The sequence below is a fragment of the Rathayibacter sp. AC182 genome (assembly GCF_979253875.1).
On record NZ_CEEDEK010000005.1, the window covers coordinates 911440 to 934981 of the forward strand.

Genomic DNA, 23542 nt, shown 5'->3' on the forward strand with positions numbered 1-23542 from the left:
CGAGGCGGCGGCGGCGAGCAGCACGGCGAGGCGCCGTCACCGCCCAGTCGGCCGGCGCGTAGCGGATCTCGCGGAGCCAGGGCGCTTCGCGGTGCCGAAGCCCCGCAGGTCCAGCGCGTCGACCGTGTCCTCCGCGTCGACGAACGAGGTGATGGTCACGGGCACCATGAGCGGGGCCACCTCGCGCAGGCGCCGCACCGGGTTGCGGGTCTCGGCGCGCTCGTAGCCGCGCAGCCGCTGGGCGGCGGCCGTCTCCTGCAGGTTCGCGGCGGCGCTGGGCAGGAACTTGAAGGTCAGGTCGATGCCGTACGCGAAGCGCGCCGGCACTCCCAGCCGTGCGAACGCGACCGCGAGGTCGCCCGGGCGGATCGCGAAGGCCAGGGGAAGCCGACCGCGACCGGGGCGAGGAAGCGCAGCAGCATGTTCACCGCGTACGAGACGGCTCCCTCCGTGATCGGCAGCCCGATCAGCGGCACGGTGAACAGCGTCGCGCCCGTCTCGGGCTCGCCCGAGCTCGTCGCCCCGACGATCAGCCCGTTGATCCCCGCGAAGACCACCACGGAACACGGCCACGACGGCCCAGTTCGAGCGGACCTCGCGGAACGGGATCGCGCGCGCTGAGGTAGTAGGCGAATCGCCACCACGGCGAGCGCCGCCATCCACCTCAGGTCCTTCACCTCGTCGCGGTGATCACGAGCATCACCGGGACGACGATGAGCACGCGCGGATCCCGACGGCCGAGGAAGGAGTCGCCGCCGAGGTATCGAGGCGAGACCTCCATCTGTCAGCGTCCGGCGAGGTTCTGGAGCGGCTTCCAGACCCGGTCGAGCACGGGGACCAGGATCGCCGCGGTGATGCCGGTCGCGAGGATCGCGAGGAGGTAGGAGCCGAAGAACCAGTACTCCACGGTGACGCCGAGCAGCAGGTCGGTGACGGTGAAGAGCAGTCCCACGACGACCGCGGCGACCGCGATGGCGGCGGCCCAGACGACCTGTCGGCCGGTGGTGCGCGGCTCCTTGGCGTAGTAGCCGATGAGGCCCGCGAGCAGGCCGACGAGTCCGTTCGCGATGCTCCAGTTCCAGTACGTCCAGGAATCCGTAGCCCATGATCTGGTCGACGATCGGCGTTGCCGACGGCGCCGGTGAAGAAGCCGGCGATCGGGCCGAAGCGCAGGCCCACGAAGGGGATGATCGCGATCGCCGGGCGGATCGAGATCATCGTGCCGGGGAGCACGAAGCTGAGCGCCCCGAGCGCGCCGTAGAGCGCGGCGCCGACGGCGCCGAAGACGATGCGGGACGAGACGGCCCAGGGGCCGGTCCGGGCGGGAGTCGCGGTGGTGGTCACGGGTGTGTCCTTTCGAGGGGATGGGGAGGAGCGTCGAGGGAGTGAGGAGCGTCGAGGGCGAGGCGCAGGCGCCGGGCCAGGTCGAGGGGGCGCGGGAGGCGGCCGGCAGCCGGTCCGTGCTCGCGGGCGGCGCGCACGAAGTCGGTCCCGCGCAGCACGGCGCGCCCGCCGACGGCCTCGCCGGGCTCGTGCCACAGCTCGAGGTCGTGCACGATCTCGGCCGGGGTCGCGTCGGCGACGATCCACGCCGTCGACGACCACGACGCGGTCGGCCCGCGCGAGCGCCATGTCGACGTCGTGGGTGATGAAGTAGACGCTGTCGATGCCCTCGATCGCCCAGACGGCGTCGAGGAAGTGGCGCGACGAGCGCTCTGTCCTGGCCGGCGGTCGGCTCGTCGAGGATCAGCGTGCGCGGGCGGAGCGTGAGGGCCAGCGCCACGGCCAGCCGCCGCTGCTGCCCGAAGGACAGCGTGCGCGGCGGCCTCTCCATGATTCCGGGCACGTCGTGCAGCGAGACGGCGCGCAGCGCGGCGTCCGAGATCGCGGGGATCTCCTCCTCCGGGACACCCAGATTGCGCGGCCCGAAGGCCAGCTCGGCGCCGACGTTCTCGCTGAACAGCGCCTGCCCTGGGTTCTGGAAGAGGTAGCCGCAGGTCGAGACGAGCTCGGCGGCGCTGAGCTCGTGCACCGGCCTCGCGTCGAGCAGCACCCGTCCGCGCGTCGGAGCGACGAGCCCGACGGCGGCGCGCATGAGGGTCGACTTGCCCGCACCGTTGCGGCCGAGGATCGCGACGCGCTCCCCCGCCTCGAAGCGGCGTTCGACGGCCGAGACGATCGTGCGCGCTCCGTAGCCGAGCTCCGCCCCCTCGAAGTGCAGGCGGGCCGCGGCTCCCGGAGCGATCGGCGCCGACTCCGGCAGCGCCTCCTCCTCGCCCGACGCGCTCGCGAGCAGCGCCGAGAACGGCAGCTTCACCGACTCCGGTGACGCGACCCTCGAGGAAGCCGTCGACGCCGCCCGAGTAGACGACACCGCCCTCCTCGAGGTAGACCACGCGGTCGGGTGCGAGGGCGAGCACCTCGTCGACGCGGTGCTCGACGATCACCGCCGCCCCGCCGCCGTCGACGTAGGCGCGGACGGCGGCGAGCAGCACGTCGGCCGCATCGGGATCGAGATTGGCGAGCGGCTCGTCGATCACGATGACCTTCGGATCGAGCACGAGGATCCCGGCGAAGGCGACGAGCTGCAGCTGACCGCCCGAGGAGCTCGTGCGGCGGGGTCGAGAGCAGCGCGGAGAGCCCGAGCCGCTCGGCGACCCGGTGGGCGCGCTCGCGGATCTCGCTCGGCGGCGTGCCCCGGCTCTGAGTCCGAACGCGATCTCGGCGAGCACGCTGTGGCCCACGACCTGCTTCGCCGGGTCCTGGAGCAGCGTGCCGACGACCTCGGAGATGTCGCGGAGGGCGAGCGGAGCGGCGTCGCGGCCCTCGACCTCGATCCGGCCCGTCACCTCGGCCCGGTACGAGCGCGGCACGAGGCCGTTGAGCACGCGCAGCAGAGTGCTCTTGCCGCAGCCCGACGGGCCGGCGATCAGCACGACCTCACCGCTCGAGACCGAGAAGGACGCATCGACGAGAGCGGGCACGGTGGCGCTGCGGTAGGTGACTCCGACGCCCTCGAGGCGGAGCAGCTCGCTCACGAGCGCGCTCCGTCGCGCTGGGGAGCGGCACGGCGACCCGTCGGGGTCCAGCTGCCGAGGAAGTCCTGCTGGGCGCGGCTGGCGCTGTCGATCGCGACGCCGAGGGAGGCCAGCTTGGCGCGCGCCACCCGGTCGTCGACCTCGGGTGGGGAGCAGGTGGACCGCCGGAGCGAGAGTCCCCGCCTCCCGTGCCAGCACGTCGATCGCCGCCGCCTGCACACCGAAGGAGAGGTCCATGATCTCGATCGGGTTGCCTTCTCCCGCCGTGCAGTTGATGCAGCCGCCGTCGTCGAGCACCACGATCGAGCGCCCGGTCGGCAGCACGAAGCGCTCGAGTGCGTGGCCGATGCTCTCGCGGACCGCGCCCGCGGCGCGGCCGCGTCGATCGCGATCTCCTGCGCCACTCCGCCCGACACCGCGACCGCTGCTCCCTCGGGCAGGACGAGCAGGTGCTCGACGTCGATCGTGTGCGCGATGCCGGTGGCCGACACGAGGGAGGTCGGCCGTCCGTGCGGCGTCCTCCAGCGGAGCGACGTCGTAGCCCGCGAAGGCCGCCTCCAGCGCGCGCACCGGATCGACCTCCGACACCGTCACCCGCGCGCCGAGTGCGCGGGCGTGCTGCGCCACTCCGCGGCCCACGTGGCCGAAGCCGGCCACGACGACGTGCGCGCGGTCCAGCGGAGCGGCGAGCAGGTCGAGCATCGTGAGCAGCGTCGACTGCCCGGTGCCGTGCCGGTTGTCGAAGAGCGTCTTGCAGCGCGCGTCGTTCACGGCGAGGACCGGGATGCGCAGGGCGCCCTCGCGCTCCATGACCCGCAGCGGGCGGAGTCCGCTGGTGGTCTCCTCCGTGGCGCCGCGCAGGGTCTCGAAGACGGCGGGGCGCTCGGTGTGCGCGAGGCGGGTCACGGAGGAGCCGTCGTCGACCAGGATGTCGAGCCGGCGGTCGAGGAGGTCGAGCGCGAAGGCGTGGTCCTCGGCGGCGGTCGCGTCCGAGCGGGCGAACACGCTCACTCCCGCGTGCTCGAGGGCGGCCGCGGTGTCGTCGTGGGTGCTGGAGGCGCCGCACATCACGCTGACCTCGGCACCGGCCGCCGCGAGCTCGAGGGCGAGGGTCGCGGTCTTGGGCTCGAGCACCAGGACGAGCCCGATGCGCAGCCCCGCGATCGATCCGCTCTCGCGCAGCTGCCCGACGACGCTGCCGGTCACGAGGCATGAAGCGGGATGCCCAGTCGATCTTGTCCTGGCCCTGCCGCCAGAGCGAGGCGTCGCGGATGCGGCCGCTCACGCGAGCACCTCGAGGGCGAGGGCCCGGTCGGCGCGGGCCGCGAGCTCGGCACCGTCGGCTCCCGGGTCGGCCGCGCGCGTTCGGCGAGCGCCGCCGAGAAGGCGGAGGAGAGCTGCTCACGGGTCCGCCGGGTCGAGCCGTCGGCCGCCTCGCGCGCGATGAGCACGAAGGCCTCGCGGTCGGCGCCGAGGATCCTCGCGATGCCCGGCCGGCCGGAGGAGGAGTCGGTCTGGGCGGAGACCGCGGGCGCGTCCTCCGCCGCGTCGACGACCAGCACGGGGCCTCCGCGGCCGAGTGCGGCGGCGTCGACCGGGCGGTCGAGCAGCTCCCCGTCGCGAAGGCGAGCACGACGTCGTCGAGGCGGGCGCCGTCCGTGACCGAGACGGCCAGGCCGAGCTGCGCGAGCTCGACGAGGGCCACCGGGTCGTCCCCGACGACGAGGACACGGGCGCCCATCGCCGCCGTGCGGGTCGCCAGCTCTCGGGCGAGCGGACCGGCGCCGAGGACGGCGATGCGGGTGTGCGCGAGGGAGAGATTGCTCGCCGACGCCGCGGCCCGCAGCACGGCCTGCGCCCACGCGGCCCGGGCGATCGCCGTCACGACGCGGGAGTCGGAGGCCTCGACCGGCTGCGGCTCGAGCCGGGCGAGCCGCTCGTCCAGGAGCGCCCGCGCGCGCTCTCGGCGCAGCGGGGTGAGGGTGGCGGACATCGGCGCTCCAGGGGGTCGGGTGCTGCTGGCGCTCCGCGGGCGCACAAGGCTCTAAGCGGTTAGCGTGTGACCATAGTCGCGCTGTGTTTCGCGGCCGCGCTCGTTTATTACGGCGACGTGAAACATTGCGAACGGCGGGGCGCTGGGATCCGCAGTCAGCCGGCCAACCGCCCGCGCAGCACCAGCGAGGTCGGCAGGACGAGCCGCCGCGGCTCTCCGTCCAGATCCGCGAGCCGGGCGAGTGCGAGTCCGACCGCCTCCGCCCCCATCCGCCGCGGGTCGTGCGCGACCACGCTGATGCCCAGCTCCTGGGCGACCTCCGAATCGTCGAAGCCGATCAGCGCCACGTCGCGCCCCGCGAGGGCGCGGTGCACGCCGAGCGTCGCGCGGTTGTTGCCCGCGAAGACGGCGTCCGGAGGCGTCGCACCGGCGAGGAGGTCGCGCGCGGCCGCCTCCGCCCCCTCGGCGCTGACGCCGTCCTCCCGCACCGGGACCGGAACCCTCCAGCGCGTCCTCGAACCCCGCGAGCCGCTGCCCGTGCGTGTAGAGCGTGCGCGGACTGCCGACGAACGCGATCCGTCGACGACCGGCGGCGAGCAGGGCGGTGACCGCGGCGCGCGCCCCGCCCCGGTCGTCCAGCAGCACGCTGTCGGACTCGGCGCCGACGAGGGGACGGTCGAGCGCGACCACCGGGGTGCCGAGGCGCCGCTCGCCGTCGAGGTAGCCGTGATCGTGGGCGCTCGGCACGAGCAGCAGCGCGCGCACCCTCCGCTCGAGCATGCCGGCGACCGCGGGCCGCTCCCCTCCGCCACGTCCCCCGACGCGGCGACGAGCACCGTCAGCCCGCGAGCGGACGCGGCGTCGATCGCGCCTGCCGCGAGCGCGCCCGAGAACGGGTTCGTGATCTCGCCCACGAGGAGCCCGATCGTCGAGCTCACCCCTCCGGTCCGCAGCTCGCGGGCCAGCGCGTTCGGACGGAACCGCAGTGCCGCCGCCGCCTGCTCCACCCAGGTGCGGGTCGCCTCCGCCACCTTCGCCGAGCCACCGAGCGCGCGGGACGCGGTGCGGATGCTCACCCCCGCCGCCAGTGCGACGTCGGCGATCGTGGCGCGGCCTCGGCGAGCGTCGCGCGGGTCGGTGCTCACCCTGCGAGTGTACGGAGGCGGCGCCCGGCGACGGTCCCGCCGCACGACCCGCAGCAGGTGCTCCGCCCCGACTCCTCCTCGGCCGGCATCGTGCGCGAGCACCCGGTGGGAGCCGATGTCGCGCGCGGTTTCGCAGGCCCGGTCGGGGTGCTCGGGTGTCCTAGGCTGACCGGATGTCCCCCCGGCCCCGGCGACCGACGCTCGCCGACGTGGCGCGCGCGGCCGGGACGTCGAGCACGGTCGTCAGCTACGTCGTGAACGACGGACCGCGCCCGGTGTCGGCGGAGCTCCGCCAGCGCGTGGAGGAGGCCATCGCCGAGCTCGGCTACCGCCGCAACTCCCTGGCGGAGGCGCTCAGCATCGGCCGCTCCGAGTCTGGTCGGCCTGCTCGTCCCCGATTCCTCCAACGCCTTCTTCGGCGAGCTGGTGCGGCACATCGAGCACGAGGCCCGCCGACGCTCGCTGCTGACGCTGCTCGGCAACACCGAGTACGAGCCCGAGGTCGAGCGCGGCTACGAGCGCACCTTCGCCGACCTGCGCACCGCGGGCGTCCTGCTCGTCACGATCGATCCGGCGAGCGCCGCCGACACCGCCCCGCGCGTCTTCCTGCACTCCTCGCCGCCCACGGGCGACGAGCCGAGCGTCGTGTTCGACGACGAGCAGGGCACCCGCTCGGCCGTCGAGCACCTCCTCGCCCACGGCTACGACGACGTGCACTGCGTCACCGGACCCGACGACTTCGGTCCGTCGGGCCTGCGCGCGCGCTCGTGGGCCGGAGCGGTCGCGGAGGCAGGAGTCGGCGGTCGCCTGCACCGCGTCCCGATGGACCGCGTCTCCTCCGAGCAGGCGCTCCGCTCCGTGCTGCGCGAGGAGCGGCCCCGCGCCATCTTCGCGACGACCGACGAGCACGCACTCGCCCTCCTCCGCGCCGCGTCGCAGGAGGGGATCCACGTCCCGTCCGAGCTCGCGGTGGTCGGCTTCGACGGCATCCGGGAGGCGCTGCTCGGAGGGGTGCGCGTCACCACCGTGGCCGTGCCCGTTCCCGAGATGGCGCGCATCGCGTTCGAACTCCTGGGCGACACCTACAGCGACGCTCCCGTCCGCCACGTCCGCCTGCAGACGACCCTGGTCCTCGGCGAGACCTGCGGTTGCCCGACCGCGCCTGCGCCGGTCGAGTAGTCCCGCCCCCGCTGGTCGAGTAGCGCCGCCCTTCCTGCCGATCGAGCAGCCCCGCAGGCGCGTCTTCTGCCGGGCGACCAGCCCCGCAGGCGCGTCTTCTGCCGGGCGACCAGCCCCGCAGGCGCGTCTTCTGCTGGTCGAGCAGCGCCGCAGGCGCGTCTTCTGCTGGTCGAGCAGCGCCGCAGGCGCGTATCGAGACCCCGGGAACGCGGATCTCGATACGGCCGCGCGCGGCCTACTCGATCAGCAAGGGAGCCGCCGGTGGCAGCAGACGACGGGACGCTAGCCCAGCTCCCCCAGCCGCCCGATCACGCTCTCGCCCAACCGCGCCACGTACCCCTCCGGGTCCGGCCCCTGCGGCGCCAGCTCCACCAGCGTGATCCCGATCGCCGCGTACTCCTCCATCGCCCGCACGAAGCCGTCCGGGTCGCCGATCGGATCCCCGCCGCCGATGATCGTCTTCGTGATCGCGTCGTAGTCGCGCCCGAGCTCGTCGCAGTGGCGCCGCAGCACGTCCAGCTTGTGCGCGACCGCCTCGGCGCCCGTCGCGAACAGGTTGCACGCGTCGCCGTACTGCGCCACGAGCCGCAGCGTCTTCTTCTCGCCCCCGCCGCCGATCAGGATCGGCGGACCCGGCTTCTGGATCGGCTCCGGGTGGTTCAGCGTCTCGGCCAGCCGGTAGTGCTCGCCCTCGAACGGCCCGTCGTCCTCGCTCCACATCTGCCGGCAGATCCGCAGCGTCTCCTCGAGGCGCTCGAACCGCTCCTTCAGCGGCGGGTACGGCACGCCGAGCCCGAGGTGCTCTCGCTCGTACCAGGCGGCGCCGATGCCGAGCATCGCCCGCCCGCCCGACAGCACGTCGAGCGTCGTCACGATCTTGGCGAGCAGCCCCGGGTGCCGATAGGTCACTCCGGTCACGAGCAGTCCCAGGCGGAGCCGCTCCGTCCGCCCCGCGAGGAACCCGAGCGAGGTGTACCCCTCGAGCATCGGATCCTCGCTGGTCGCGAACTGCTCCATCTGGAAGTAGTGGTCCATCAGCGTGAACCACTCGCAGCCCACGTCCTCGGCCGTCCGCGCCGTGGCGCCCAGGATCGGAGCGATCCCCGTGCTGCCTCCCGGCGGCGTGAAGTCCATGAAATGAATGCCTACCTGCATGCAAGATCCCCTGTCGTCCGCGAGGCGACGTCCGGGTCCGCGCGGATCACGCGGAGCACCCGGGTGCCGAAGTACTCCGAGCCTGGCACCCGCGCCCCCGCGGAGGTTCTGCTTGACAGCATCCACGGCTGCGCACCGCGCCGCCCTCAGCAGGACAGGATCGCCCCTGCATCGCCGCCCGGTGGACGATCAGTGCTGGAGGCTCGCTGTCACGCCGTGACGCGGTATCGCCGCCCGCCGAACCCGACCACGTCGCCGACCGCCAGCTGGCGCCCGCGACGCCGGTCGACCTCGCCGTTCACGCTCACGAGTCCGTCCGCAACGGCCTCCTTCACCTCGCCACCCGAGTCGAGGATCCCGGCGAACTTCAGGAACTGCCCCAGGCGGATGGCCTCCCCGTCGAGGGGGACGTCGTCGATGGGTGCGGGCACAGGCGCTACACCGCCGGGATGTCGGCGAAGCGCGAGAAGTGGCCGTGGAAGCCCACGGTGACCGTGCGGGTCGGGCCGTTGCGGTGCTTCGCCACGATCAGGTCGGCCTCGCCGGCGCGCGGGTTGTCCTTCTCGTACGCGCTCTCGCGGTGCAGGAGGATCACCATGTCGGCGTCCTGCTCGATCGAGCCGGACTCGCGGAGGTCGGAGATCGCGGGGAGCTTGTCGGCACGCTGCTCCGGACCACGGTTCAGCTGCGACAGCGCGATGACCGGCACCTGGAGCTCCTTCGCGAGGAGCTTGAGCGCACGGGAGAACTCCGAGACCTCCTGCTGGCGGCTCTCGACCTTCTTGCCCGAGGTCATCAGCTGCAGGTAGTCGATGACGACCATCTTGAGTCCGATGCGCTGCTTGAGCCGGCGGCACTTCGCGCGGATCTCGACGAGCGTGAGGTTGGGCGAATCGTCGATGTAGAGCGGAGCGTCGTTGATGCGGCCGCGGGTGGATGCGATGGTCGTCCAGTCGCGCTGGTCGACGGTGCCCTTGCGCATGTGCTGCAGCGGCACGGAGGCCTCGGCCGAGAGCAGACGCATCGCGATCTCGCTGCGCCCCATCTCGGAGAAGAAGATCGTCGGCATCTGGTGCTTGATCGCGGCGGCGCGGGCGAAGTCGAGGGCGAGCGTCGACTTTCCGAGCGCGGGTCGCGCGGCGACGATGATCATCTGGCCCGGGTGGAATCCGTTGGTGAGGTCATCGAGGTCGGCGAAGCCGGTCGGCACGCCGGTGAAGGCGCCGTCCTTGTGCGCGGCCGCCTCGATCTCGTCGATGGCGACGGTGACCGCGTCGGTCAGCGGAACGTAGTCCTCAGCCGCCTCGGACCCGGTGACGTTGTAGATCTCGGCCTGCGCGGTGTTGACGAGATCGAGGACCTCGCCCTCGCCCTGGTAGCCCATCTGCACGATGCGGGTGCCGGCCTCGACGAGGCGCCGCAGCAGTGCGCGTTCGGCGACGATCGAGGCGTAGTAGCCGGCGTTCGCGGCCGTCGGCACCATCGCGGTGAGCGAGTGCAGGTAGTCGGCGCCGCCCGCGCGCTGCAGCTCGCCCTGCTTGGTGAGCTCGTCGGTGACCGCGATGACGTCGGTCGGCTCTCCGTGCGAGTAGAGCTGCAGGATCGCGTCGAAGACGATCTCGTGCTTGGGGATGTAGAAGTCGGTTGCCTTGACGCTCTCGACGACGTCGGCGACCGCGTCCTTCGAGAGCAGCATGCCTCCGAGTGCCGACTGCTCGGCGAGCAGGTCGTGCGGAGGGTGCGCTCGTGGCGCGGGAGTCGCCCCGGCCCTCGCCTCGAGCCTCGCTCCGTCCGTCCGAACCGGGAACCGCCAGGTGCGCGATCGTCATGCCTTCGCCTCCTGTCGTGGGGTGCCTCGCGGGAACGGTAGGACCGCCGGCCGAGCCGTGATCACGTGCGTCGGATCCGGTCTACCAGCGACCTCCGACAGCGTCGGCGCCGGTCGTCCGGACGCCTCGACCCGCTCCCCTCGCGGGGCGCTGCGCCACACTACGTACCGCTCGCCGCCACGGTCAAACCGCCCTGTGGAGGAAACTGTGGACAACTGTGGTGAAACGCCGGACCACGTGTGGGGAACATGTGGAGAATCCTGTGGAATCGTGAGCCCTGGTGATCTTTTTTCTACCCTTTGACCTGGGCTTTACCTCATTCCACAGGTGTGTGTGGAAAAGAGTCTCCAGACCACGTTGAAGGTTGTCCCCGCGATTGGGTGTATGTGGATGGAGCTGTGGAGAACGGGACGACGAAGGGCGGTGCAGCAGGACCCGGAGATCCCGCCGCACCGCCCTTCGAGGCGTGTCTCGCGGCCTTGCTCGGCCGCGACCACCTGGAGCTTCACGGTGGCCTGGATGTCGTCGCGCAGACGCACCACGGCCTCGTGCTCGCCGACCGTCTTGATCGCGTTCGCGATGACGATCTTGCGCTTGTCGAGGTCGCCGAAGCCGGCGGCCGCCACAGCGGTGGCGATGTCGCTCGTCTTGACCGAGCCGAACAGGCGGCCGTCGCGGCCCGCCTTGACGGTGAGCTTCACCCGGTTGGCCTCGAGGACCTGCTTGGTGTGCTGCGCCTCTTCGATCGTCTTGTGCTCGCGCGCGGCGCGGGCCGAGCTTGATCTGCTCGACCTGCTTCTCGCCTCCACGGGTCCACGCGACGCCGAAGCCCTGCGGGATGAGGAAGTTGCGGGCGTAGCCGTTCTTGACGTCGACGACGTCACCGGCGGAGCCGAGACCGTCGACCTCGTGGGTCAGGATGACCTTGGACATACCGTTACCTACCTTCCGCTGCCGGCGTAGGGCAGGAGCGCCATCTCGCGGGCGTTCTTGACGGCACGGGCGATGAGGCGCTGCTCCTGGACGGAGACGCCGGTGATACGACGGGCGCGGATCTTCCCGCGCTCCGAGATGAACTTGCGGAGGGTCGCGACATCCTTGTAGTCGATGACACCCACGCGGACCGACTTCGCGGGGGCCGCGTTCTTCGCGCCCTTGCCGCGGATCGGCTTGCGGCGGTCGCCGCTGCTCTTTCCAGCCATAGTGGTTTCCTTAGATTCTGGTTCGCCCCCTCCGCGGCCGCTCGTGCGGCGTGCGGAGAAGAGCGTGATTCAGGTGAGGTCGCGTCCGAGCCCGAGGCTCAGAACGGAGTCTCGTCGTTGTAGCTGCCCGGCGTGCTCCAGACGTCGCCACCGGCCGGCGCGCTCGGCGCCCACGGCTCCTCGGCCTGGCCACCGCGGTTGCCTCCCGCGTTGCCGCCGGAGCCCCCCTGGTTGCCGCCGAAGCCGCCCTGTCCGCCCTGGCTCGCGCCCTGACCTCCGCCGACCTGTCCGCGTCCGCCGCCCGCGCCTCCACCGGAGGCACGCGTGACCTGTGCGGTCGCGTAGCGGAGCGAGGGACCGATCTCGTCGATCTCGAGCTCGATGCTGGTGCGCTTCTCGCCTTCCTTCGTCTCGTACGAGCGCTGCTTCAGGCGGCCGGTCGCGATGACGCGGCTCCCCTTGGTCAGCGATCCCGCGACGTGCTCGGCGAACTCGCGCCAGACGGAGGCCCGGAGGAACAGCGCTTCGCCGTCCTTCCAGTCGTTCGCCTGACGGTCGAAGGTGCGCGGAGTGGAGGCGATGGTGAAGTTCGCGACCGCGAGCCCGTTCTGCGTGTAGCGCAGCTCGGGGTCGGAGGTGAGGTTCCCCACCACGGTGATGATCGTCTCGCCGGCCATGAGCGCTACGCCTTGGGAGCGGCCGAGGCCTTGGCAGCCTTGCGGGCGGCCTTCTCGTCGGCGAGCTTCGCAGCGGCGGCGACCTGGGCAATGCCCTCTTCGGCCCGCAGCACCTTGGTGCGCATGACGGCCTCGGACAGCTTCAGCTGACGGTCGAGCTCGTTCGCAGCGGCGAGAGGTCGACGTGAAGTCGACGACGGCGTAGATGCCCTCGGACTTCTTGTTGATCTCGTACGCCAGACGACGACGGCCCCAGACGTCCACCTTGTCGATGGATCCACCATCGGTGCGGATGACGTTGAGGAACTTGTCGAGACTCGGAGCGACGGTGCGCTCATCGATCTCGGGGTCCAGGATGACCATGATTTCGTACTGATGCGTCACTAACCCACCTCCTTCGGACTGAACGGCCACGGTATTTCCGTGACAGGAGGGTATGTAGCATCTGCCCACTCCCGCGGACGCGAAGTGCGTCTGGTCGTGGACAACCTGGACACCTTACCACCGCGGCCGTTCCCGCGGTCGGGAGATCTGCGCCCGATCCGGCGGCCCGACCGGGTACCCCGGGCCGGCGGATCAGCGATGCGGATCGGCGATGCGGCTCAGCGCGCCGCCCACCACTCCTTCAGCCGCTGCGTCGCGAGCTCCTCGCCCAGCGGTCCCTCCTCGAGCCGCAGCTCGAGCAGGAAGCGGTACGCCGCACCGACCTCCGGCCCCGGCGGCAGGTCGAGGATCCGCATGATCGCGGTGCCGTCGAGGTCGGGCCGCTTGGACGCGAGCTCCTCCTTCTCGGCGAGCTCGGCGATGCGCGTCTCGAGGTCGTCGTACGCGTGCGCCAGCCGGTCGGCCTTGCGCTTGTTGCGCGTGGTCACGTCGGCCCGCGTGAGGATGTGCAGCCGCTCGAGCAGGGGCCCGGCGTCCGTCACGTAGCGGCGCACGGCGGAGTCGGTCCAGGCGCCGTCGGTGTAGCCGAAGAACCGCAGGTGCAGCTCGATCAGCCGGGCCACCTCGGTCGTCGACTGCTTGTCGAACTTGAGCGCGCGCATCCGCTTGATCGCCAGCTTGGACCCGACGAGGTCGTGGTGGTGGAAGCTCACGGCGCCGCCGGCCTCGAGGCGGCGCGTCGCGGGCTTGCCGATGTCGTGCAGCAGCGCGGCGAGGCGCAGCACGACGTCCGGGGCCGCTCCGGGGTTCCGCGACTCCTCGAGCGAGATCGCCTGCTCCAGCACGGTCAGGCTGTGCACGTAGACGTCCTTGTGGTGGTGGTGCTCGTCCTGCTCCAGGCGCAGGGCGGGCAGCTCCGGGAGGAAGTAACCGGCTAGACCGGTGTCGACGAGGAGCTCCAGGCCCGCGCGCGGGGACGCGGTGGACAGCAGCTTGCGCAGCTCCTCCTGCACCCGCTCGGCCGAGACGTCCCGGATGCGCGGTGCGAGCTCGGCCATCGCCCACTCGACCTCCTCGGTGGTGCGGAACCCCAGCTGCGACGTGAAGCGGGCGCCCCGCAGCATGCGGAGCGGATCGTCGCCGAAGGACACGTCGGCGTCGGCGGGCGTGCGCAGGCGGCCGGCCAGCAGGTCCTCCACACCCCCTGAGGGATCGACGAGGACGACCTCCGGGATCCGGAGCGCCATCGCGTTCACCGTGAAGTCCCGCCGCACCAGGTCGCCCTCGAGGGTGTCGCCGAACTCGACCTCGGGCTTGCGGCTGACTCCGTCGTAGCTGTCGCTGCGGTAGGTCGTGATCTCGACCGTCTCGCCCGCGATCCGAGCGCCGATGGTGCCGAACGCTCGGCCGATGTCCCAGTGCGCCTCGGCGATGGGAGCGACGACGCGCTCGATGTCGTCCGGGCGCGCCGAGGTGGTGAAGTCGAGGTCGTGCACTCCGTGCCCCAGGAACGCGTCGCGGACGGGACCGCCCACCAGGGCGAGCTCGTGCCCCTGGGCGGCGAACGCCTCCGCCAGTCGCGCCACGGTCGGCGTCGCCGCCAGAGCACGGAGGGTCTCGAGGGCGGCCTGGACGCTGTGCATTCGCACGAGTGTAGTCGCGGCGCACGGCTGGAGAAGGGGGCCGGGAGAGGCCCTAACCTGTTTAGCCGGTTACCGGTCCCGCCACGCCCGCCGTCGTCCGCCGCGGGCCTGCACGTAGAATCAGCCGCATGGAGGCCGAGTGAGTTCGATGCATCGGCGCGGCCCCACTCTCTCCGACCGCCTCGCGGTCCCGCAGCTGCTCCGCGCCGTCGGCGCGGCGGCTCTCGCCGTCGCGCTCGTGGGGGTCGCGCCGCCGGCTCTCGCGACCACGCCGACGCCCGGCACCACAGCCTCGCCCTGGCCGAGGAGCCGGCCGAGGGGATCGTGACCGCCACCGTCGGCGCCGCGGACGACGGCGTCCTCTTCCCGGGCCAGGACCTGCAGATGTCGGTCTCGGTGCGCAACGGCACGACCGAGACGATCGACGGCGCCCGCATCGAGGTGACGATCGACTCCGACACCCTCGACTCGCGAGCCGAGCTCGCGGACTGGCTCGGGGAGAGGACGACGACGCGGGCTCGCCCGTCGGCGACGGCGCCGACGTCCGCCTGCTGCCGTCGAGCTCCGCGCAGGTGCCGCTGACGGTGCCCGCGGCAGGCATCCCCTTCTCCTCCGATCCGAGCGCCCGCGGCGCCCACGCCGTCGCCGTCACCGTGACCGGTCCGGGCGGCACCGTCGCCACGGCGCGCACGGCGGTCGAGCTGACCGACGGCGTGCCGTCCGGAGAGGAGACCGGCGTCGACGTCCTCGTCCCCCTCACCGTGCCCGGCAGCAGCGACGGCCTCATCCCCGCCGACGCGCTCCAGGACTACACGCAGTCCACCGGCACCCTCTCGCGCCAGCTCGACTCCGTCATCGGCCGCGGAGTCGCGATCGGGGTCGACCCGCGGATCCTCGCGTCGATCCGGATCCTGGGCGAATCGGCACCCGAGTCGGCCGTCTCGTGGCTCGACCGCCTGGAGGCCGCGCCCAGCGAGGTGTTCCCCCTGGCTTACGCCGATGCGGACGTCGCGGCCCAGGCCCAGTCGGGCCTGTCGACGCTCCTCACCCCCACCTCGTTCGAGTACGGCATCGACGCCGCCCTCTTCGCCGAGCCCGCGACCACACCGGCTCCGGGAGCCACTCCCGAGCCGACGCCGACCGAGGCGCCCGCCGGCGAGGAGCTCGGGCCGCGTCCCACGGCGGAGTCGCTCCTGGACTTCCGCTGGTCGCCCACCGTCGGCAGCCTCGCCTGGCCCGACGATCTGACCGTCCGCGCCGAGGACCTCGCCGTCTATGCCACGAGCGGCATGAACCGCACCGCCGTCGCCTCCGCGAATCTCGAGCTCCCGTCCGCGACGAGGACCGCCACGCGCGCGGTCATCGACGGGCACGACGTCGTCATCACGGACAGCGCCCTCTCGACCGCCCTCGACGGGGCGGCGACGGCGACGACCGACGCGGAGTGGCGCGCGCACATGACAGCGCTCACCGTCGATCTCGCCCAGGTCCAGCGCGAAGGGAGGTTCCCCGCGTCGTCCTCGCGCTCGAGCGCGGGGCGGCGGTCGACGGCGTCCGGCTCGCGCAGACGCTCGACGCTCTCGACCGGCTGCCCTGGGCCGAGGGCACCTCGCTCGGCGCCGCCCTCGCCGTCCCCGCGACCGACGACGTGGTCCTCGTCGACGCACCGGAGTCCGAGGAGCGTCTCGAGCGGGTCTCCGACCTCCTCACCGCCGCCTCCCGCGTCGAGGCCTTCTCGGCGGTGCTCACCGACCCGCAGCTGTTGAGCGGGAAGCGCCGCAACGACCTGCTCGCCCTCCTCGCCGTCGTCTGGCGCGAGGACGAGGCAGGGCTGGGACGAGGCCGTCACCGGGAGCGTCGACATGGCCGACACGACGCTCGGCTCGGTCTCGATCGAGGCGACCAGCACCCTCCTCCAGGTCTCCCGCGACTCGAGCATCCCCGTGTACGTCCGCAACGACCTGCCGTGGCCGTCTCGGTCGAGATCAGCGCCTCCACGTCGAACGCCGTGCTCGACATCGACGAGGCTCGGTCGAGCCCACCGCCATCGACGGCCGCTCCCAGGGCCGGGTGCTCATCCCCGTGAAGGCCCGGGTCGGCGGTGGCGAGACGACGCTCCGGATGCAGCTCACCGCCCTCGACGGCACGCCGATCGGCGCCCCGGCGAGCGTCGGGACGAGCGTGAGGGCCGACTGGGAGACCGTCGGGACCCTCGTCCTGGGTCTCGTCCTCGTCGTGGTCTTCGGCGCCGGCATCCTCCGCAACATCCGCCGCCGCCGCCGTGGCGGCGCAGCTCCGGAGGAGGACGACGAGGACCCCAACGCCCCCTCGCCGTCCAACCCGGCCTCGACGAACGAACGGACCCGCGTGGCTAGCTTCTCCCTCGGACGCGCGAGCGCCGTCCTCGCCTCCGGCACGATGGTCTCGCGCATCCTCGGCTTCGTCATGTCGCTGGTCTTCACCCAGACCATCGGACTCACGGGTCAGGGGTCGGATGCGTTCACCGTCGCCAACGGGCTGCCCAACACGATCTACGCGATCCTCGCGGGCGGTGCTCTGAACGCCGTCCTGGTGCCGCAGATCGTGCGGGCGGGCCTGCAGGCCGACGGCGGGCGCAAGTACATCGACAAGCTCCTGACGCTCGCTCTTCTCGTGCTCGTCGCCGCGGCCGCCGTCGCCACGCTCGCGGCTCCGCTGCTCGTCCAGCTCGCCGCGGGGCAGTTCGGACCGGAGCAGACCCGGCTCGCGGTCACGTTCGCCTACTGGTGCCTCCCGCAGGTCTTCTTCTACGGGCTCTACACGATCCTCGGCGAGGTCCTGAACGCCCGCGGGTCCTTCGGTCCGTTCACCTGGACCCCGGTCGTCAACAACGTCGTGACCATCGCCGGCCTGATCGCCTTCCAGCAGCTGTTCGGATCGGACACCGAGGGCGATCTCCTCGCCACCGACTGGACTCCGGCGATGATCACGCTCCTCGCCGGCTCCGCGACCCTCGGAGTCGCACTGCAGGCGATCCTGCTGGTCTTCTTCTGGAAGCGGGTGGGGCTGCGCTACCGCCCCGACTTCCACTTCCGCGGCGTCGGGCTCAGCCGCGCGGGCCGCATCGCCGGCTGGACCTTCGCGACCCTCCTGCTGACCGTCGCCGTCGGATTCCTCGAGAACAACGTGGTCAGCGGCGCCTCCGGTGAGAACGCCTCCGCCACCGCCCTGCAGAAGGCCTGGCTGGTCTTCATGCTGCCGCACTCCATCGTCGCCGTGTCGATCGCGACGGCGTACTTCACCAAGATGAGCGGGCACGCCTCGCGCGGCGAGATGACCGACTTCCGCCGCGACGTCTCGACGTCGATCCGCGTGGTCGGCCTCCTCCTCTTCTTCTGCGCCGCCGCCCTCGTGGTCTGCGCCACCTCGTTCGCCAGGATGTTCTCCTCGGATCCCGGCGACACCTTCCAGATGGCCCAGATCATCACCGCCCACGTGGTCGTCCTCCCCCTTTTCTCCACGCTCGCGATCGTCCAGCGCGCGTTCTACGCCCTCAACGACGGTCGGACGCCGTTCTTCTACACGCTCGTGCAGGCGGTGGTGATCACCATCGGCTGCCTCCTCGCCTTCGGGCTCCCGCCGGAGTTCACGACGATCTTCGTCGCGTCCTCGATCTCGGTCGGAGTCGCCGTGCAGTCGCTGCTCGCCTGCGTCCTCCTCCGCCGCAAGCTCGGCGGCTGGGGCGGCACCCGGATCGTCTTCCGCTTCGCGCAGTTCACCCTCGCGACGCTCCCTGCGATCGGTGCGGGAGTGCTCGTCATGTTCGTCCTCGCGCAGAACGACGGCTACCCGACGAGCGGTGTGCTGGAGGCGCTCCTGTCGATGATCCTCACCGGCGTCGCGATGGCGGTCGTCTACTTCGGCATCCTCTGGGTCGTCCGCAACCCGGAGCTGCGCCTGATGGCCGCTCCCGTCCTCCGCCGCCTGGGCCGCTAGCCGCAGCGGAGAGGGTCGCGGGGCCGCCGCCGAGCAGGTGCACGGCGGCGCGCCACGTGCAGGGTGGAGGCGTCGGCAGAGCCGCTCCTCCTCACCCGCCGATCCGGAAGGCGCGATGCGCTCACCTTCGTCCTCGTCCGACTGCTCGTCGCCGTCGCGATCCTCGCGGCGACCGTCGTGAGCTTCCTCGACTCCTACTCCTTCTGGGTCGAGGCCCGGTTCCGCGACCGCGCGACCCTCGTCGTGAACTTCTTCAGCTACATCACGGTCGAGACCTGTCTGGCGGCGGCCGTCGTGCTCCTGATCGGAGCGGTCCTCCTCGCGCGGGATCGGCTCCCGGACCCGCGCTGGTTCTCGTGGCTGCGGGCGGGCGTGGTCGCCTGCATGGTGGTCATCGGAGTGGTCTACAGCCTGCTCCTGCGCGGCACGGTGGTCACCGGTGCCGGCGCACCGCTGGAGTGGACGAACGAGGTGATGCACGTCGTCGCCCCGCTCGCGCTCGTGCTCGACTGGCTGTTCGCTCCGGGCCGCCGCCGGTTGTCCTGGGGAGTGATCCCGGGTGTCCTGGCGGTCCCGATCGCCTGGTTCGCCTACACGGTGCTGCGGGCCCCGCTCGTCTACGACCAGATGAAGCACGAGCAGGTCTGGTACCCGTACCCGTTCCTCGACCCCCGCCTGGCGGATCCGCCGATCCTCCCCGGGGGAGGCATCGCGGTGGTGTTCTACGTCGTCGCCCTGACGTCACTCTTCGCGGCCTCGGCCTGGTTCACCGTGTGGATCTCGCGTCGTCCGAGCCGCCGGCGAAGCCGGCTGTGACGAGGAGAGGAAAACCAGGTCAGAGCTCGGATCGGTGGATCCGCGAAGAAGTGTTTCCCTCGACCCTGATCGGCGGCCGAGTGCCCGCCCGGGGCTGGAATAGCCCCCGCCTAGGATGTGTTGTAGCCCGTGGAGCCGGGAACGACCGAGCGACCGGATCCGGGCTCCGCAGGCGAGACGAACACGGTGCACCGCGCTGGCGGTGCACGACGAAGACCCAGCAAGACGACGGCGCAGCACTTCGGGCGCCGTCCCCCGATCAGCCCCCGCTCAGCACAGACCTCAGGAGTTGCCGTGCAGGACATCGTCATCATCGGATCCGGCCCCGCCGGCCTGGACCGCCGCCATCTACGCGGCCCGCGCCGACCTGAAGCCGATCGTGGTCGCCTCCTCGGTCGAGATCGGCGGCGACCTCGATGAACACCACCGAGGTCGAGAACTTCCCCGGCTTCCCCCAGGGCATCCTCGGACCCGAGCTCATGGCCGCCATGCAGGCTCAGGCCGAGCGCTTCGGAGCGACGACGTTCTACGACGACGTCGCCGGGCTCGACCTCGAGGAGAGACGAAGACGGTCCACCTCGGATCGGGTGAGAGCATCCAGGCCAAGACGGTCGTCGTCGCCACCGGCTCCGCGTACCGCAAGCTGGGTCTCCACGACGAGGAGCGCCTGTCGGGACACGGTGTCTCATGGTGCGCCACCTGCGACGGCTTCTTCTTCAAGGGGAAGACGATCGCGGTCGTCGGCGGCGGCGACTCGGCGATGGAGGAGGCGACCTTCCTCACCAAGTTCGCCGAGAAGGTGTACGTCATCCACCGCAAGGACACCCTCCGCGCGTCGAAGGTGATGCAGAAGCGCGCCCACGACAACGAGAAGATCGAGTTCGTCTGGAACTCCGAGGTGACCGGCATCGCCGGTGAGAGCCACGTCAACGGCGCCAAGCTCCGCAGCACGGTCGACGGCACCGAGTCGCGACTCGACATCGACGGGCTCTTCATCGCGATCGGCAACGACCCGCGGACCCACATCGTCCACGGGAAGCTCGACCTGACGACCGACGGCACCATCTCGGTCGTCGGCCGCTCCTCGCAGACCTCCGTTCCCGGCGTCTTCGCCGCGGGCGACGTCATCGACCCGACCTACCGTCAGGCCGTCACCGCCGCCGCCTCCGGAACGGTCGCCGCCCTCGACGCGGAGCACTACCTCGCCGCGCTCGCCGACGGCACCGCCCACACCGAGGGCACCCCCCAGGTCGACGCATCGGTCGAAGCCGAACTCGTCACCCGCTGACCCACCCCATCACCACGAGTGGAACCGGCTCGTCCGGCTCACGAAGGAGAATCCCTATGTCCACCGCGAAGAGCGTCACCGACGCCTCGTTCCAGTCCGACGTCCTCGACTCCGAGAAGACCGTCCTCGTCGACTTCTGGGCCGAGTGGTGCGGCCCCTGCCGCATGGTCTCGCCGATCCTCGACCAGATCTCGGCCGAGCACGGCGACAAGATCGAGATCGTCAAGCTGAACGTCGACGAGAACCCGCAGACCGCGGCCAAGTACCAGATCACGTCGATCCCCGCGATGAAGGTCTACCAGAAGGGTGAGGTCGTCAAGACCGTCATCGGCGCCAAGCCGAAGCCGGCCCTCGAGGCCGACCTCGCCGCCTTCCTCTGATCATTCCCGATCGGATCGCCGAAGCCCTCGTCTCCTCCGGGAGACGGGGGCTTCGTGCCGTTCGGGAGCGTTTCACGTGAAACACCGGACGGTCCACCCGCACCGGAGTGGAGCCGCCGTGACCCGACCCGCCGTCGGACCTCCCGGATAGGGTGGATCAACCCCGGCCTCCGCACCGGACTCCCCGCCCGACGACCGAAGCGACGTGATCGTGATCAACCACGGAACCACTCTCGACCCCTGGTACGACTCCTACGCGGAGCGCACAGCCGGCCTCGCCGCCAGCGAGGTCCGAGCACTGTTCGCTGTGGCATCCCGACCCGAGGTCGTCTCGCTCGCGGGCGGCATGCCGTACGTCGCCGCACTCCCGCAGGATCTCGTCAGCAGTGCCATCGACTCCGTCATGCGCGAGCAGGGCCCGGTCGCGCTGCAGTACGGATCGGGCCAGGGGGTGCCGAAGCTGCGCGAGCAGATCCTCGAGGTCATGGCGCTCGAGGGCATCTCGGCCAGCGCGGACGACGTGGTCGTCACCACCGGATCGCAGCACGCCCTCGAGCTCTTCTCGAAGATCTTCCTCGATCCCGGCGATGTCGTCCTGTCCGAGGGACCCAGCTATGTGACCGCCATGGTGATCTTCCGGTCCTATCAGGCCGAGATCGAGCACGTCGCCATGGACGAGCACGGCCTGATCCCCGCGGCCCTGCGGGAGCACATCGCTCGCGTGCGTTCCTCCGGCAAGCGGATCAAGTTCCTGTACACGATCCCCACCTTCCACAATCCGCGGGAGTCACCCTCAGCTGGGAGCGGCGCGTCGAGATCCTCGAGATCTGCAAGAGCGAGGGGATCCTCGTTCTCGAGGACAACCCGTACGGCCTCCTGTACTTCGACGGAGCGCCACCCAAAGCGATGCGGTCGCTCGAAGAGGACGGCGTCGTCTACCTGGGTACCTTCTCGAAGACCCTCGCCCCCGGCTTCCGGGTCGGTTGGGCTCTCGCGCCGCACGCCATCCGCGAGCGTCTGATCCTCGCGAACGAGGCCGCGGTACTCAGTCCCTCGTCGTTCAGTCAACTGGTCATCTCGAAGTACCTCGACTCCGCGGACTGGAAGGGTCAGATCGACATCTTCCGGGGCGTGTACCGGGAGCGCAAGGAAGCGATGCTGCGCGGACTCGAGACCCACCTGCCGTCTCTCACCTGGACGGATCCGAGCGGCGGCTTCTACGTCTGGGTGACGCTTCCCGACGGGCTCGACTCGAAGGCCATGCTGCCCCGGGCCGTGAAGGAGCTCGTGGCCTACACACCCGGTACCGCTTTCTACGGGAACGGAGACGGACGCCGCAACATCCGACTCTCCTTCTGCTATCCGACGCCGGACCGGATCACCGAGGGGATCAGGCGGCTCGCCAAGGTTATCGACGGCGAACTCGACCTCCTCACGACCTTCGCCGGCACGGGAGCTCTGCGGACCGCCGACGCCGGCCGTCCGGCGCACACCCTTCCTCCGAGCGTCGCGTGACGATGCCCGTCCGCTTCGCGATCCCGAAAAAGGCCTGGTCATGACCGATTTCTCCATCGGGTCCCGCGCACTCGACATCGTCGTGGTCAGCGGAGGCATCAGCCACGAGCGGGACGTCTCGCTCCGCTCCGGGCGCCGCGTCAGAGATCGGCTCGTCGCCATGGGCCACCGTGTCGTGACGCGCGAGCCCGACGCCGAGCTGCTGCCGTTCCTCGTCTCCCGCCGACCAGATCTCGTCTGGCCGGCCGTCCACGGGGCCAGCGGAGAGGATGGAGCTCTGCTGGGGCTTCTCGGGCTGCAGGCCTGCCCTACGTCGGGTCCGACGCGGACTCAGCCCGACTCGCTTGGTCCAAGCCCACCGCGAAGACCCTGGTGCGTCGTTCCGGACTCGCCACGCCGGACTCACTCACGCTCCCCCGCGACACCTTCCGCGAACTCGGCGCAGCGGCGATCCTCTCGCAGGTCCGGGCGATGCTGCCCGGCGCCCTCGTGGTGAAGCCCGCACAGGGCGGTTCCGCACAGGGGGTCACCCTCGTCGACGAAGACTCCGAACTCCCCCAGGCCATGGTTTCGGCGTACACGTACGGAGATGTCGTCCTCGTCGAGCAGCTCGTCCGCGGCACGGAGGTTTCTGTCGGTGTCATCGATCTCGGAGACGGGCCCCTCGCACTTCCGCCAGTCGAGATCGAGCCCGTCGCAGGCTCGTACACGTTCGACGCCCGGTACAACGCCGGTGAAACTCGGTTCTTCACGCCCGCTCGGCTCGACACCTCAACGACCGCCGAGGTCTCCCGCGCCGCAGTGCAGATCCACGAGCTCCTCGGCCTGCGTCATCTCTCCCGCATCGACTTCATCATCTCTGAAGACGGCACGCCCTGGTTCTTCGATGCGAACGTACTGCCCGGGATGACCGAGACCTCCCTCGTCCCTCAGGCCATCGAGGCGTCGGGCCGATTCCTCGGCGATGTCTACTCGACGCTTGCACATCTCGCCGCTGCGCTGACCACTTCGCGCGACTGAACGCCCTTCGAGCTGTGATCCCCGCTGCCGAAGTTTCACGTGAAACGGTGCCTCAGCCGGGCATACTTCGTGTGCGAACTGGGATAGCCGCGGCGCTCGAGCGTTCCACGTGAAACATCGGTCTGGCGATGGCTCTTGAGCGTCCCAGTCCGGAACCACGAAGCACTCTTCAGATCGCTTGTGTGCAACCGCGGACCGCTGTGCACCGTCCGACGTGAGGGAGGAGCCGATCGGTCAAGGCGCCATGAGGCCGATCCATTGCAGATCTCGGGATGCGCTGCATCTGTCCGAACGTTTCACGTG

The 23542-nt window shown here is 71.0% G+C and carries 21 protein-coding genes and 7 pseudogenes; 13 read left to right on the forward strand and 15 right to left on the reverse strand.

Features of this window, described 5'->3' with window-relative positions:
• Positions 1-36: 36 nt before the first annotated feature.
• From AC0CII_RS15610 to AC0CII_RS15620, 3 genes are all read right to left on the reverse strand, one after another.
• The gene (locus AC0CII_RS15610; RefSeq protein ID WP_465229979.1) at positions 37-327 is read right to left on the reverse strand and encodes an energy-coupling factor transporter transmembrane component T; all 291 of its coding nucleotides are present in this window, start codon (positions 325-327) and stop codon (positions 37-39) included.
• A complete protein-coding gene (locus AC0CII_RS15615; RefSeq protein WP_465229981.1) occupies positions 294-677 on the reverse strand; it encodes a hypothetical protein in 384 nt (127 codons plus the stop codon). The genes AC0CII_RS15610 and AC0CII_RS15615 overlap by 34 nt, the downstream gene beginning before the upstream one ends.
• Positions 678-784: 107 nt before the next feature.
• Positions 785-952, reverse strand: coding sequence for a hypothetical protein (locus AC0CII_RS15620; protein ID WP_465231116.1), 168 nt, complete (start codon positions 950-952; stop codon positions 785-787).
• 174 nt (positions 953-1126) lie between these two features.
• On the opposite strand from AC0CII_RS15620, the gene AC0CII_RS15625 reads away from it, so the two are divergent.
• Positions 1127-1261 carry a hypothetical protein gene (locus AC0CII_RS15625; RefSeq protein WP_465231117.1) on the forward strand — a complete coding sequence of 45 codons (135 nt, stop codon included), beginning with the start codon at positions 1127-1129 and terminating at the stop codon, positions 1259-1261.
• A 525-nt stretch (positions 1262-1786) separates the two neighbouring features.
• On the opposite strand, the pseudogene AC0CII_RS15630 reads toward AC0CII_RS15625, so the two are convergent.
• The 3 genes and pseudogenes from AC0CII_RS15630 to AC0CII_RS15640 all read right to left on the reverse strand — a co-directional run.
• Positions 1787-2374, reverse strand: a pseudogene (locus AC0CII_RS15630) (ATP-binding cassette domain-containing protein); the annotation flags it as partial.
• A 157-nt stretch (positions 2375-2531) separates the two neighbouring features.
• Positions 2532-4244, reverse strand: a pseudogene (locus AC0CII_RS15635) (adenosylhomocysteinase); the annotation flags it as partial.
• On the reverse strand, positions 4241-4600 hold the full coding sequence (locus AC0CII_RS15640; protein ID WP_465229982.1) for a hypothetical protein: 360 nt from the start codon (positions 4598-4600) through the stop codon (positions 4241-4243). The pseudogene AC0CII_RS15635 and the gene AC0CII_RS15640, both read right to left, overlap by 4 nt.
• Positions 4601-4617: 17 nt before the next feature.
• Between AC0CII_RS15640 and AC0CII_RS15645 the strand changes: the two genes are divergently transcribed.
• Positions 4618-5094, forward strand: coding sequence for a hypothetical protein (locus AC0CII_RS15645; RefSeq protein ID WP_465229983.1), 477 nt, complete (start codon positions 4618-4620; stop codon positions 5092-5094).
• A 92-nt stretch (positions 5095-5186) separates the two neighbouring features.
• Here AC0CII_RS15645 and AC0CII_RS15650 read toward each other — a convergent pair whose 3' ends face one another.
• Positions 5187-6176 (reverse strand): LacI family DNA-binding transcriptional regulator, encoded by a 990-nt coding sequence (locus AC0CII_RS15650; protein WP_465229984.1) that lies wholly within the window; start codon positions 6174-6176, stop codon positions 5187-5189.
• A 173-nt stretch (positions 6177-6349) separates the two neighbouring features.
• Between AC0CII_RS15650 and AC0CII_RS15655 the strand changes: the two are divergent.
• A pseudogene (locus AC0CII_RS15655) lies at positions 6350-6502 on the forward strand (LacI family DNA-binding transcriptional regulator); the annotation flags it as partial.
• A 58-nt stretch (positions 6503-6560) separates the two neighbouring features.
• Positions 6561-7355 (forward strand): LacI family DNA-binding transcriptional regulator, encoded by a 795-nt coding sequence (locus AC0CII_RS15660; protein WP_465230949.1) that lies wholly within the window; start codon positions 6561-6563, stop codon positions 7353-7355.
• Between the two features lie 282 nt (positions 7356-7637).
• On the opposite strand, the gene AC0CII_RS15665 is transcribed toward AC0CII_RS15660, so the two are convergent.
• The 8 genes and pseudogenes from AC0CII_RS15665 to AC0CII_RS15700 form a co-directional block, all read right to left on the reverse strand.
• Positions 7638-8510 (reverse strand): LLM class F420-dependent oxidoreductase, encoded by an 873-nt coding sequence (locus tag AC0CII_RS15665; RefSeq protein ID WP_465229985.1) that lies wholly within the window; start codon positions 8508-8510, stop codon positions 7638-7640.
• Between the two features lie 209 nt (positions 8511-8719).
• A complete protein-coding gene (locus tag AC0CII_RS15670) occupies positions 8720-8941 on the reverse strand; it encodes an RNA-binding S4 domain-containing protein (RefSeq protein ID WP_465227149.1) in 222 nt (73 codons plus the stop codon).
• A 5-nt stretch (positions 8942-8946) separates the two neighbouring features.
• On the reverse strand, positions 8947-10206 hold the full coding sequence (dnaB, locus tag AC0CII_RS15675; protein WP_465229986.1) for a replicative DNA helicase: 1260 nt from the start codon (positions 10204-10206) through the stop codon (positions 8947-8949).
• A 615-nt stretch (positions 10207-10821) separates the two neighbouring features.
• Positions 10822-11272: pseudogene (gene rplI, locus AC0CII_RS15680) on the reverse strand (50S ribosomal protein L9); the annotation flags it as partial.
• Positions 11273-11280: 8 nt separating this feature from the next.
• On the reverse strand, positions 11281-11541 hold the full coding sequence (gene rpsR / locus AC0CII_RS15685) for a 30S ribosomal protein S18 (protein ID WP_055784551.1): 261 nt from the start codon (positions 11539-11541) through the stop codon (positions 11281-11283).
• 98 nt (positions 11542-11639) lie between these two features.
• Complete coding sequence (locus AC0CII_RS15690) at positions 11640-12218, reverse strand: single-stranded DNA-binding protein (RefSeq protein WP_207403328.1); 579 nt, start codon at positions 12216-12218, stop codon at positions 11640-11642.
• A gap of 5 nt (positions 12219-12223) precedes the next feature.
• Positions 12224-12581 (reverse strand): annotated as a pseudogene (gene rpsF, locus AC0CII_RS15695) (30S ribosomal protein S6).
• A gap of 239 nt (positions 12582-12820) precedes the next feature.
• Positions 12821-14245 (reverse strand): CCA tRNA nucleotidyltransferase, encoded by a 1425-nt coding sequence (locus AC0CII_RS15700; RefSeq protein ID WP_465227147.1) that lies wholly within the window; start codon positions 14243-14245, stop codon positions 12821-12823.
• A 324-nt stretch (positions 14246-14569) separates the two neighbouring features.
• Here AC0CII_RS15700 and AC0CII_RS15705 point away from each other — a divergent pair, with 324 nt between their 5' ends.
• From AC0CII_RS15705 to AC0CII_RS15745, 9 genes and pseudogenes are all read left to right on the forward strand, one after another.
• On the forward strand, positions 14570-14827 hold the full coding sequence (locus AC0CII_RS15705; RefSeq protein WP_465229987.1) for a hypothetical protein: 258 nt from the start codon (positions 14570-14572) through the stop codon (positions 14825-14827).
• Positions 14818-16011 (forward strand): hypothetical protein, encoded by a 1194-nt coding sequence (locus AC0CII_RS15710; RefSeq protein WP_465229988.1) that lies wholly within the window; start codon positions 14818-14820, stop codon positions 16009-16011. The genes AC0CII_RS15705 and AC0CII_RS15710 overlap by 10 nt, the downstream gene beginning before the upstream one ends.
• Positions 15987-16331, forward strand: a complete 345-nt coding sequence (locus AC0CII_RS15715) for a hypothetical protein (protein WP_465229989.1) — start codon at positions 15987-15989, stop codon at positions 16329-16331. Before AC0CII_RS15710 ends, AC0CII_RS15715 begins: the two co-directional genes overlap by 25 nt.
• Positions 16316-18220 carry a murein biosynthesis integral membrane protein MurJ gene (gene murJ, locus AC0CII_RS15720; RefSeq protein ID WP_465229990.1) on the forward strand — a complete coding sequence of 635 codons (1905 nt, stop codon included), beginning with the start codon at positions 16316-16318 and terminating at the stop codon, positions 18218-18220. Before AC0CII_RS15715 ends, murJ begins: the two co-directional genes overlap by 16 nt.
• A 63-nt stretch (positions 18221-18283) precedes the next feature.
• Positions 18284-19036 (forward strand): Pr6Pr family membrane protein, encoded by a 753-nt coding sequence (locus AC0CII_RS15725; RefSeq protein ID WP_465229991.1) that lies wholly within the window; start codon positions 18284-18286, stop codon positions 19034-19036.
• Positions 19037-19330: 294 nt separating this feature from the next.
• A pseudogene (trxB, locus tag AC0CII_RS15730) lies at positions 19331-20324 on the forward strand (thioredoxin-disulfide reductase).
• A gap of 56 nt (positions 20325-20380) precedes the next feature.
• Complete coding sequence (gene trxA, locus AC0CII_RS15735) at positions 20381-20704, forward strand: thioredoxin (protein WP_055784535.1); 324 nt, start codon at positions 20381-20383, stop codon at positions 20702-20704.
• A 214-nt stretch (positions 20705-20918) separates the two neighbouring features.
• Positions 20919-22219, forward strand: a pseudogene (locus AC0CII_RS15740) (aminotransferase-like domain-containing protein).
• 372 nt (positions 22220-22591) lie between these two features.
• Positions 22592-23239, forward strand: coding sequence for a D-alanine--D-alanine ligase family protein (locus AC0CII_RS15745; RefSeq protein WP_465229992.1), 648 nt, complete (start codon positions 22592-22594; stop codon positions 23237-23239).
• Positions 23240-23542 lie beyond the last annotated feature (303 nt).